Raw genomic sequence first — 12,065 nt, forward strand, 5'->3', positions numbered from 1 at the left:
AGCCACAATCAACCTGAAACACCGCGATGGCTGTTTTGGGGGGCTGCTGCGCAGCCCAGCGGGAGCAAGCTCCCTCGCCACCAAAGCTCCCTTGCCACAAAAAGGAGCCTTGCCACAAAAAGGAGCCTCGCTACGGGCCTACGACCGTTCGGTATCCGGGTTGCTGGAGGCCGGGATCAGGTCGCGCGTCGCGTAGAAGCCCTGCACCAGGCGATTCTTGGCCCGGTACTCACACAGGAGCAGCAAGGTATCCGGCATCTGGGAAATGGACGATGAATGCTTGACCACCATCGTCTTGCCGCCCGAGCGTAAGCGCACCAGTGTCCCAGGTTCGAATGTGCCCATCTGCAGTCACCTCATCGTCACGTTGCTTGTGCGTTCTACCCAACCCCCGCCGAGGGCCTTGTACAGGTTGACTTCGGCGAGCAGCTGCGACAGCCGGTCGACAATCAGGGTTTGCCGGGCGCTGAACAGCGAGCGTTGGGCATCGAGGAACGTCAGGCTGCTATCCACGCCGATGCGATAGCGCCGTTCCGCCAGGCGGTAGTAGTCCTGGTTGGCTTGCACCAGGTCGCGCTGGGCGATCAATTGGTCTTTATAGGTCTTGCGTGCCGCCAGGCCGTCGGACACTTCCTGGAAGGCGGTCTGGATGGCTTTCTCGTATTGCGCCACGCGGATGTCTTTCTGGATTTTCGAGTAGTCCAGGCTCGCCCGAAGGCTGCCGGCGTTGAAAATCGGCAGGTTGATCTGCGGTTGAAACAGCCAGCTGCCCGACCCGCCCTTGAACAGCCCGGACAGTTCGTTGCTGGAGCTGCCCGCGTTGGCGGTCAGGCTGATGCTCGGGAAGAACGCGGCACGGGCCGCGCCGATGTTGGCATTGGCCGATTGCAACAGGTACTCGGCCCCAAGGATGTCCGGCCGGCGTTGCAGCAAGTCCGAAGGCAGGCCCGCCGGTACTTCGCTGAGCAGGTCCGAGGCCAGTGGCCGGCCGGGCAGGTCATCGGCGACCGATGTGCCTACCAGCAACGTGAGGTTGTTGAGGTCCTGGGCGACCTGGCGCTGGAACTTGGCCAGGCTGGCCCTGGCGCTTTCCACCGAGGTTCGCGATTGACTCAGGTTCAAGGCCGAGGCGGTGCCGACCTGGTTACTGCGTTCGGTCAGGCGCAGGCTTTGCTCGTAGGACTGGAGCGTGTCCTGGGTCAACGCCAGCAGTTCCTGATCGGCACGCCAGGTCAGGTAGGCGCTGGCGACGCTGGCCACCAGGCTCAATTGGCTGCTGCGCCGGGCTTCTTCACTGGACAGGTAAATCAGCGATGCCTGGTCACTGAGGCTGCGGATGCGCCCGAACAGGTCCAGCTCATAAGCGCTGATCCCCAATGTCGCCGAATACGAACGACTGATGGCGGCGTCACCGGTTCCGGTGAGGCTGGCCGGCAGGCGCTGGCTTGAGCCGGTGCCGTTGGCACTGATTGCCGGGAAGAGGTCCGCCCGCTGGATCCGATACTGCGCCTGATACGCCTCGACGTTCAGCGCCGCGACCCGCAAGTCGCGGTTGTTGGCCAGCGCGCTTTCGATGAGTTGTTGCAGCACCGGGTCCTGGAACAGGTCGCGCCAACCCTGTTCGGCGGCCAGGGGCCCCGACAAGGCCGGGGCGTAGGCCGAAGTCTGCGGATACTGCCCGGCGACCGGTGTGTCGGGACGTTGGTAGTCCGGGATAAGCGAACAACCGCCCAACATGAATGCCGCGGCTGCCAGTGGACTCAAGAGTTTATGCATCGACCTGTTATCTCATCGTGGTGCCTGGCCAGGCACCGCAGGCGCCGGCAGGCGGGTTCTGGCGGGCCGTTCGCGGCGAGCCGTCATGAGCCGATCATCCATTTCGCCAGCCCATGCCGGCCACTCACGCCCAGCTTGGCGGCGGCACGCTTGAGGTAGGTTTCGATGGAACTGTTCTTGACCTGCAACTTTTCGGCGATCTCCGGCACGGTGCCTCCGGCCAGCAGGCCCAGGCAGACCTCTTTTTCCCGCACGGAAAGGGTGACGTCGCACGGACTCAATCGATCATTGAAGTCACGTTGCAGTTGGGTCTGTTCGGCGCTATCGAGCGGATGGCTCGCGGCGCTGCCAGGGGTTTTGAAGCATTGGCGATTGAGGTGCGCATGACGCTCGGCCAGCGGCAGCAGCGTTTCGGAAAGGTACTTCAGAAAGGACAGTTCCTGGAGGGAAAAGTCGCGCTGTACCTGAGGGCGTTGCAACGAGATCACACAGCGACGGTTGGCCTTGCGTGAAATCAGAATGCACTGGTGGGAGGTGCCGAGGCAGTCGTTGCCTCTTTCGTCCTTCATGCGTGCATTCAAATGGATCAGCAGGGCGTCATCCACCTCCAGTACCCTTTTTACCAAGGGGTGATCATTGCGTTGTATCGCCGTGGTGGGGCAGGGGGATTGCATGTGCAGGTTTTTTTCCGCACCCGCATACCCCAACAGTTGTACATCGAGGACATTCGACTGGGTGTCGTCGGCTGTCCATTCACTCAATTCGAGCCGACTGACAGGCACCGTTGTTTCGATCATCTGGTGCATGTTGGTCAAGAAGCTCTCGTGTCCGACACTTGAAATCAGCTTTCCTAGCTCTACGTAGAGGTGCGATTTTTCTGCACCCTCGATATACGCATGTCGATTCATAATCCTTATTTCCTGCTTACTCGAAAAAGCTCCGCATCGCTGATTGTTGACGGAAAAAATCCGACCGCTTCCAAAATGCTGAAGCTTCTTCTGGAGTTGATACTTGGGGTCAATCGGTCTTGTGAACCTATCGACTTAAACGGTTTAGCCCGGTGGAGCTATTAAGCGTTTCCATGTAGGAAAAGTCTGTAAGGGAAAACAGGGACATTCCGGGTCAGGCAGGGGTTGTCGGTTTTTGGATACCTCCGGGCAAAAACACGTTGGGTCAAAGGTTTTTTTCCCTGGCGACGAACGCCGCAGGGTTGGCTTTCAGCAAGGTGTCTGGAAAATATCCAACTAAATTAAAGGGTTGCGTTCGCAGTTCGGTTCTTGGATGCCCGCCCTCAATGTAGGACCTATCTGACAGTAGCATCCAGATTCTGGATTCCCAGTATGGTGAAGACTTCTCATTTATCGATTTTTATCCCGGTGCGTGTCGTTTTTTGTCTATGTAGGAGTCGCTTTCGGTCATTGACGCTTTAGCGCCGTCGGTAACAAGGCGGGGTTTGCGCCGTCCCGCCCAGGTTGCTCAGCGACCGTGTTGAAGGTCATGGGCAGGGCTTGAACGAGAGGAGGTCGATGTTCTTTTTACGCAGGCTGCTCTGTGGCGACAGGCGCATATACCATTCTCGAGCCCAGCAGGCGAGCGTCGACTCGGCTTGTTCGATACCACTCATGAAGCGCGCGGCATTGACGATTCCGTTGGCCCGAGGGTGCCGATGGGCCTGGTAGTGCAGCAGTGCGGTGCGCAGGTCCGGCGTTCGCGCCAGTCGATCGGCCAGCACCACGGCATCCTCGATCGCCTGTGCGGCACCTTGGCCCAGGCTGGGCAACATGGGGTGAGCCGCATCGCCCAAGAGCACCACGTGCCCATCGCAGAATTGCTCGACGGGATGGCGATCCCTGGCGTGCATTTTCAATAGCGCGCTCTCAGGGGTGGCCTCGATGGCCGCCACGACTTCCGGCGCCCAGCCTGCGTAGGCCGCGAGCACTTCCTGCTTGCTGATGTTCAAGGCAGCGTCCGCCGCGTTTTCATGATTGCAGGTGCCCCACCAATACGCCTGGCCGTTGCCGACATCGCAGAGCCCGAAGCGCTTGCCGCGGCCCCAGTAATGCGCCACGTAACCTTCGGTCATGACCGGATGGCTGAAGGGCGCCACCGACAGCCAGGCGACATAGCCCGATGGGCGGGTCGGGGTTTCGCCGAGCATCTGTTGGCGAATCACCGAGTTCAGGCCATCGGCGCCAATCAACAGATCCGCTTCCTGAAGGCTGCCGTCTTCAAACCGCACCGTGACGCCATCGGGGCGAGGTTCATACCCGGTGCAGCGCAACCCGGTGGTCAAGGTGTCGGGCGCGAGCTGCTGCGCCAATGCACGTAGCAACAGCGGGCGCTGGATATTCACGCTGGGATGCCCCAGCTGTTCGCCAATCTCGTGGATCGGCATGCGGGTGATGGCTTCGCCCTGGTGTTTCTTGAAGAAGAAGTCACGGATCACCTGGCCGGCCTGTTCCACCGGGAGATGGGCGTCAATCGAGTGCAACGCCGCCATGGCATTGGCCATGACGGACAAGCCGGTGCCCCCTGTGCGCAGTGTCTGCGCCGCTTCGAAGACCTTGACCTGCCAGCCCGCTCGTTGCAGTGCGATGGCGGCGGTCAACCCGCCGATACCGGCACCGGCGACGATGGCTTTTCTGGGTGCTGTCATGTTGTTTCACCTGTATCGAGCCCGGGACGACCGGGCGATGGAGTCATGCGGGGCCGTCAATCCGGCCCCGTGATCGTCGGTCATGGTCAAGCCAATGCGCCCATGGATTCGGCGTTCCTGGCCCGGGCCAGGTCCATCCGCGACTGGATGCATTGACCCACTCGCAAGATGTGCGGCTCGCGCATCATGGTCAGATGGTCGCCCTCGACGGCGACTCGCTGCACGTGCGGCGCAATCGAACGCCAGCCGCGGTACGGGTCGCGGAAGGCTGTGCCCACCAATTCGTGGGGGGCTTGCAGCACATCGGGCAGTTCGACATCCGCCGCGAACAGGGTGATAGGCAAATCCAGTGGCGGGAAGCGATAGTCCAGCAGCCCTTGCCAGTTGGCATGGAACACGCGGAACAGTTGATCGAGCGTCGCCAGGGTGATGCTCGTGTCGAAAATACCCTGGTCGATGCCGTGCTGCCGGATCGCCGTGAAGGCCTGAGGGTCGTCCAGGGCGGCGAAGTCCAGCGCGTGGTAGGCGTATTCCTTCTGGCCGTCGCCGCTGAGCAGTTCCCACATGAACCAGTTCATGAACTCGCTGCGTTCTATCTGCACCTCGCCCTGACTGACGCGCACGATGGTGTCCAGCAAGAACACGTTATGCAGGCGCCGTCCGCGTCGCTGCAACTCGCTCGCCAGTTCATACGCCACGACGCCGCCATAGGACCAGCCGCCAATGTTCAGGGGGCCTTGCGGCGCGACCTGCTCGATGGCGTCCGCGTAGTACACCGCCTGGGCCTGCACCGATTGCAAGGGGTCACGGGCATCCCAGGTACCCGGCGCTTGCAGGGCATACAGGTGGACCTGGTCCTTGAGCACCCGCGCCAGTGCGGCATAGCACAGCACATGTCCGCCGATGGGGTGGACGAGGAACAACGTCGGACGGCGGGTGGCATTCTTGAAGTCCACCAGCGCGCCGGCGCCAGGATGTCCGGTTGCGGTCTGTTGCAACACCTGGGCGAATTCGGCGATGGTCGGCGCCTGGATGAAGTCGGACAGCGAAGGCTCGAGGCCTTGATGCCTGGCGAGCATGGCCACCAGTTGTACCGCCTTGAGCGAATTGCCGCCCAGCTCGAAGAAGTTGTCGTGGATGCTGATGCTGTCCAGGTCCAACGTTTCCTGCCAGTAGGCTTGCAGCAAATCCTCCATGGCATTGCGCGGGCCGATGAACGGACGCTGCAAGGTGGTCTGGACGTCGATCTTCTGCAAACGCTGCCGGTCGATCTTGCCCGTGGGCCCGAGGGGCAGCTTCGTGATCTTGACCAGTGTGTTCGGCACCATGTAGTCGGGCAGTGCCAGGCGCATTTCTGCCTTGAGCTGATCCAGGTCCGGCTCGCAGCCCGGCAGGGCCTGGACGAACCCCACCAGGTAACGGCTGCCATCGGTTGCCAGCTTGTCGATGACCGCCACCTGCTCGATGTCGGCCCTGAACCGTGCCGAGCCGAGCATGGCCACTTCGATCTCGCCGAGCTCGACGCGGTAGCCTCGAATCTTGACCTGGGCGTCGCTGCGGCCCTGGTACACCAGATCACCGTCGGGCAGGTAGAAACCGATGTCGCCGGTTTCATACAAGCGTCGGGTCTGGCCTTCGAGCTGGCGATAGATAAAGCGTTCGTCGGTCAGGTCGGGGCGATTCCAGTAGCCATTGGCAAGGCTGGCCCCTTCGATGAACAGATCGCCCACCACGCCGACCGGGCAGGGGTTGCCGGCCCCGTCGAGGACATGCATGCGCACGCCGTCGATGGGCGTGCCGATCGGCGGCATGCTCGGCCAGGTCGCGGCCGCGCCTTCAAGTCGCAAGCGCGTGACCACGTGGGCCTCGGTCGGGCCATAGTGGTTCTCGACATGGCAGTCGCCGAGGCGATCGATCAGGTCACGGATTTCGCCGGTGATTTTCAGCTGCTCGCCAGCCACATTGATCTGGCGTAGCGATGCCGGGTGGATACCGAGCTGCAGGGCGATCTCGGCCAGGCCCTGGAAGGCGACGTACGGCAGGAACAGGCGATTGACCTGTTGCGCGTCAATAAACCTCAGCAAGCGGATGAAGTCATAGCGCAGCCCTTCGTCAATCATCACCAGCTCATGCCCGCTGGACAGGGTCGAGAAAATTTCCTGGAACGAAACGTCGAACGAAATGGGCGCGTACTGCAGCGTCTTCAGCGTATCGACATCCCGTGGCTGCTGGCGGTTTTGCCAGAGAATCATGTTGGTCAAGGCCCGGTGCGGCATGGCCACGCCTTTCGGGCGGCCGGTCGAGCCCGAGGTATAGAGCACGTAGGCGTTGTCTTCAGCCATGACGCCTGCGGCAATGGCGGCCACCCGTTGATGACTGCCGGCCAGGTTGTCGTCGAAGCCGGCGACCACGCTGTCCCAATGGCGCGTATCGGCCTGGCCTGCCAGGGACATCGCCAGGCTCGCGGAGGCATCGGCGAACAGCACCAGTCGCGGTTGCGAGTCTTCGAGAATCAGCTGGATGCGTTCGTCCGGATAGCTCAGGTCGATCGGCACGTACGCGGCGCCGGCCTGCACGACACCGAGCAAGGCGACGATCAGGTCGGGCGAGCGCGGCATCATGATCGCGACCCGATCACCCTGGCCGATACCGTGCCGGTGCAGCCAGCCCGCCAGTTGGGCGCAAGCGTCCTGCAATTGACGATAGGACAGGCGGGCCTGGCCAAGGCTCACGGCAGTCTGCTCGCCATGCCGGGCGAAACTGTCCAGCAAGAGGCTCGACAGGTTGTCGTGGGGCAAGGCCGTCGTGGCCCTGGGCGTGGTCCGTTCGATGGGCGGCAGCCAGGCTGCAATGGTTGGTTTGGCCTCAGGGATGGCGATCATCAGTTCCAGCGTGCGCAGCAGGTAATCGGCATAGGCTTCGACCTGGCTCGTGGCGACACGGGCGGTGCGGTAGTCCATCTTCAACATCAGCGAACCGTTGGCCGGATGGCGACCCAGGGTGGTCAGCAGGTCGTAGTTGCTCGCTTCCGTCGTTTCCCAATCGGTGAGGATCTCTTCGCCTTGGGCCAGCAGGTCCTTGAGCACATAGAAGTCGACGTAGTTGAACACCACGTTCAAGGCGACGTCGGTCTCGCGATGGATCAACGCGAACGGGTAGCGCCGGTGGGGGAATACCTGGCGTTCCTGGGCAATCGTTGCCCGGATCAACGCCAGCCAGCTCGGGCCCTGGCTGCTGAAACGTACCGGCAGGGTATTGAGGAACAGGCCCAGGACCGAGGCGGCATCTTCGAATTCCGGCCGGCCATGGCTGATCACGCCACACAGCACTTCCTTTTGATTGGACATGATCGCCTGGGCGAAACCGTGGGCCGTCAGCAGGACCGCGCGCAAGGGCAGGTCGTGGGCCTGGCAGAACGCCTCGAGGCGGGCCAGGTCCGCGGCGGGCAACTCACGGTAGGCCGAGCGGTGCGGCGTCGAGTCTGGCGCCACGGCATGAATCCAGCTGGTCATGGCGGCGGCGGGGGCCTCATGCAAGTATTCGCGCCAGAACCGGCGGTGGGTCTGCGTTGCCGTGGCCTCTTGCTCCAGGACCACGAAGTCTGCCGGCGTGGTGGTCAGGGCAGGCAGTGCGTCGGCGCCAGGCACCGCGGTGTAGAGCGTGATCAGGTCGCGCATCAAGGTGGCGACGCTCCAACCGTCGAGAATCGCATGGTGGAAGCTGAAGACCAGATCGATCTCGTCCCGCGCGACGAACACACAGAATTGATACAGCGGTGCCCGATGCCAGTCTTCGCGGCAGCGCTTGCGTTCCTCCACGTAGGCGGTAATGGCCTGGGCCCGGGCATCGGGACTCAGCGGGCGTACGTCGATGACCTGCACGGGAGGCTCGACCGTCGCGTGCACCCGGGCCATGGGCACCTCGGCGTGACCGATATCGAACGACATGCGCAAGGCCGGATGACGGCGGATCAAGGCGGCGCAGGCCCGTTCCCAGGCCGGCGCATCCCAAGGCAGGCGCAAGCGGTAGCGGAAGATGTCGTGATAGATCGCCGAGTCCGGGTGCATCATCGAGTGATAAATCATCCCGACTTGCAACTGCGAAGCGGCAAACACGTCATCGAACACGCCTTCACTGGCCAGGCGGATCGCTGCCGGGACCTGGGCGAAAGGCTTCACGTGGGTCAAGGGTTCGAGCCCGCTGGCTGATGTTTGCCCAGCCTGCAGGACCTCGGCCAACTGGGCGATGGTCGGGGACTGGTAAACCTGCGCCAGGGTCAACGCAATGCCTCGTTCACGGGCGTTGATTTGCAAGTGAATGACTTTCAGGGAGTCGCCACCGAGCATGAAGTAGTTGTCATGGATGCCCAGCGTCGAGCGCTTGAGGTTGTCCCGCCATAGCTCGGCGAGCAGTTGCTCCAAGGCGGTGCGTGGCGCTGTCGTATCGCAGCCCTGGGTGGCGGAAGGCTCGGGGAGGGCCTTGCGGTCCAGCTTGCCGTTGACACTCAGCGGGAACTGCTCGAGCGCCATCAGATGCCTGGGCACCATGTAGTCGGGGACCCGTTGGCGCAAGGTTTCCTGCAGCGCTTGCGGGGATGGCGAGCATCCAGGCTCGCTCACCCAATAGGCGTTGAGGTACGCATCACCGGTCTCCTGGCGGGCGATCACGACCACATCCTTGACCCCTTCGCACGCAAGCAGGTGGGCTTCGATCTCGCCCAGTTCGATGCGCAGGCCGCGAATTTTCACCTGGAAATCGTTGCGTCCCAAGTATTCGAGGCTGCCATCGGGCAACCAACGCCCGAGGTCACCGGTCTTGTACAGCCGGGCCTGGGACTCGCTGCGGAAGGGGTCGTGGATGAACCGTTCGGCCGTCAGTTCGGGACGGTTCAGGTAGCCCCGGGCGACGCCGATGCCACCGATGTGCAACTCGCCGGCCACCCCCGGCGGCAGCTGTTGCAGGTTCCCATCAAGGACATGCATCTGGATATTCGCGATGGGGCGGCCGATCGGTACGATGCCGTCGTGCGCATCGTGCCGGCAATGCCATGCGGTCACGTCGATGGCCGCTTCGGTGGGGCCATAGAGATTGTGCAACTGCACCCTCGGCAAATATTCGAAAAAGCGCTTCTGCAAGGCATGGGGCAAGGCCTCGCCGCTGCACAGGACTTTCTGGAGCGCGGATAGGCGCCGGGGCTCCACCTGATCGAGAAAAACCTGCAACATCGATGGGACAAAATGCAGCAGCGTGATGCCGGCGCTCGCCATGATGTCCATCAAGTAGCGCGGGTCCTTGTGCCCGTCGGGGGCGGCGACGATCAGTTGCGCACCGCTGAGCAATGGCAGGAAAAACTCCCAGACCGACACATCGAAACTGAACGGGGTCTTTTGCAGGATCCGGCTGTGTTCATCGACGCCATAGGCATCGCGGGCCCAGAGCAAGCGATTGACCACCCCGTCATGCTGGTTCATCACGCCCTTGGGCAAACCGGTGGAGCCGGAGGTGTAGATGACATAGGCCAGGTGCCGAGGCGTCAGCCCGAGCGCGGCGGCGTCGGGGTTGTGCGTCGGTTGTCGGGACAGTGCTTCAGGCTCGGCATCCAGGCACAACACCGGCACCGTCACGGCGGGCAGGCTGGCCAATAAGCCTTGGCTGGTGATCAGCGCACAGGGCGCGCTGTCGCTGAGCATATGGCTCAAGCGGTCGGCAGGATAACCTGGGTCCAGCGGCACGTAGGCGGCACCCGCCTTGAGAATGCCCAACAGGCCGACCACCATCTCCAGGCTGCGCTCCATGCAGATGGCCACGCGATCGTCGCGGCCAACACCGGTTTCCAGCAGGGCATGGGCCAGGCGGTTGGCCTGGCGATTCAACGCGTCATAGGTCAGCGCCTGGTCCGCGAAGCGCACCGCGATCGCGTCGGGGCGAGCGGCGACCTGGGCTTCGATCAATTGATGGAGCAGCACATCCTTGGGGTAGTCGATGCCGGTGCGATTCCATTCCTTGAGCAGTTGTCGCTCGGCGGGCGGCAGCGGGTCGAGGGCCATGACCGACACGTCGAAATCAGCGGCCACGCCTTCCAGGATGTTCATGAAGCGGTGTTGCAGGGCTTCGATCTGCGGCGCGTCGAAATACGCCTCGTTGTAGATGAAGTGCATCCACACATCGTCTTCCGGCGCGGACTCGCGCACGTGCATCGCCAGCGGGATCTGTTCGTAGCCATTGCTGAGCTTGACCGGTTGTGCCGGCGCGGGCCCGTACCAGGTGTCCTGGTCCTGTTCGTACGACACCACCACGTCGAACAACTGGCGCCTGCCCTGGTTCTGCAAGCCGAGTTCGCGGTTGAGCTCGCTCAGCGGAAAGCGCTGGTAGCGATAATCCTGCTTGAGCGTCAGGGCAATCTTGCCGACCAGGTCGCTGAAACTCAGGTCGGTGCCCAGGCTCAGGCGGACCGGGCTCATGCCGACGAACAAGCCCATCGTGGCCTTGTGGGCGGCATTGGCGCGGTTGAGGATGGGCAGGCCGATGACGATTTCATCCCGTTGCTCGGTGCGCGCAAAGTAGCTGTACAACACCCCCAGCATGACGTGGAAGACCGTCGCCTGGCCCGTGGCCTTGGCGTTTTCGCCGAGGCGGTTATAAAGCGCCCGCGGCAAGCGCCAGGCATGGTTCTGGCTGGGCGCCAGGCGCTGGCCGAACTGACCCGGCTGACGGGGCGCGAGCAGGGGGTCGGGCAACGTGCGGTATTTCTCCAGCCAGTATTGGCGCTGGCGCTGGAACGAAACCGAGTCTTTGCTGGCGACTTGCTGCTCGACATAGGCTTGATAGGTCGGTGCCGTCGTCGTGTTTTGCGCCTGGTCGTGCAGGGCGGTATAGGCCTGGCTGAGTGTTCGGCCAATCATGGCGAAGGACCAGCCATCGATGATCAAGTGGTGGCAATTGACGAAGCAGTAGTGGAGGCCTTCACGGACCTTGACCAGGTCCGCGCGCACCAGCAGCCCATCGTCAAAGGAAAACGGGGTCTGCAGCTTGGCCTGCAGCAAGGCCAATGCGCTGGCCTCCGGGTTGGCATGGCCCGACACGTCGTGCAGCCCCAGCGGGACGTCTACCGGCCCAAGGAAGCGTTGGCGCGGCAGAGGGTGCTCGGCCGAGCCAGGCACGAGTTGGATCCGCAGGGCATCGTGGCCGTTGACGACCTGGTTGAAGGCCGTCTGCAACAGTGCGGCATCGACCTTCCCATTGATACGGGCATAACCGCCGATGTTGTACAGCGGGCTATCGGCGTGTAGCACCTGGTCCAGCCAGATGTCCAGTTGCGGAGTGGTGAGGGGATACAGTACGCGCTCTGCGTTCGACGCGGGCAGGGTCTGGGGCATGGTGCTCTCCGTGGGCCGATCCGGTGGCCCGATGAAACGAATGAAAAAAAAGATGCCGTCAGGCCGTGATGCTGTTCACTCGAGAAAAGTGCTAGTCCTGTGGCGAGGGAGCTTGCTCCCGCTGGGCTGCGCAGCAGCCCTCAAAACGGCCATCGCGGTGTTTCAGGTTGATTGTGGGCAGCTTCCTTGGGGCTGCTGCGCAGCCCAGCGGGAGCAAGCTCCCTCGCCACAAAAGCTCCCTCGCCACAGGTCTGTCG

5 protein-coding genes are annotated in these 12,065 nt (G+C 62.6%); all 5 read right to left on the reverse strand.

Annotated features, from left to right (window positions below):
• Positions 1–138 precede the first annotated feature (138 nt).
• Positions 139–345, reverse strand: a complete 207-nt coding sequence (locus HU715_RS07070) for a YodC family protein (protein ID WP_186710299.1) — start codon at positions 343–345, stop codon at positions 139–141.
• Between the two features lie 6 nt (positions 346–351).
• Positions 352–1,776, reverse strand: a complete 1,425-nt coding sequence (gene adeC / locus HU715_RS07075) for an AdeC/AdeK/OprM family multidrug efflux complex outer membrane factor (protein ID WP_186710302.1) — start codon at positions 1,774–1,776, stop codon at positions 352–354.
• A gap of 83 nt (positions 1,777–1,859) precedes the next feature.
• Positions 1,860–2,684, reverse strand: coding sequence for a helix-turn-helix transcriptional regulator (locus HU715_RS07080; RefSeq protein WP_186710304.1), 825 nt, complete (start codon positions 2,682–2,684; stop codon positions 1,860–1,862).
• A gap of 587 nt (positions 2,685–3,271) precedes the next feature.
• A complete protein-coding gene (locus HU715_RS07085) occupies positions 3,272–4,432 on the reverse strand; it encodes an FAD-dependent monooxygenase (protein WP_186710306.1) in 1,161 nt (386 codons plus the stop codon).
• Between the two features lie 86 nt (positions 4,433–4,518).
• Positions 4,519–11,808, reverse strand: coding sequence for a non-ribosomal peptide synthetase (locus tag HU715_RS07090; RefSeq protein WP_186710308.1), 7,290 nt, complete (start codon positions 11,806–11,808; stop codon positions 4,519–4,521).
• Between the last annotated feature and the right edge of the window lie 257 nt (positions 11,809–12,065).

It is taken from the genome of Pseudomonas zanjanensis, assembly GCF_014268745.2.
GTDB classification, from domain to species: Bacteria; Pseudomonadota; Gammaproteobacteria; order Pseudomonadales; family Pseudomonadaceae; genus Aquipseudomonas; species Aquipseudomonas zanjanensis.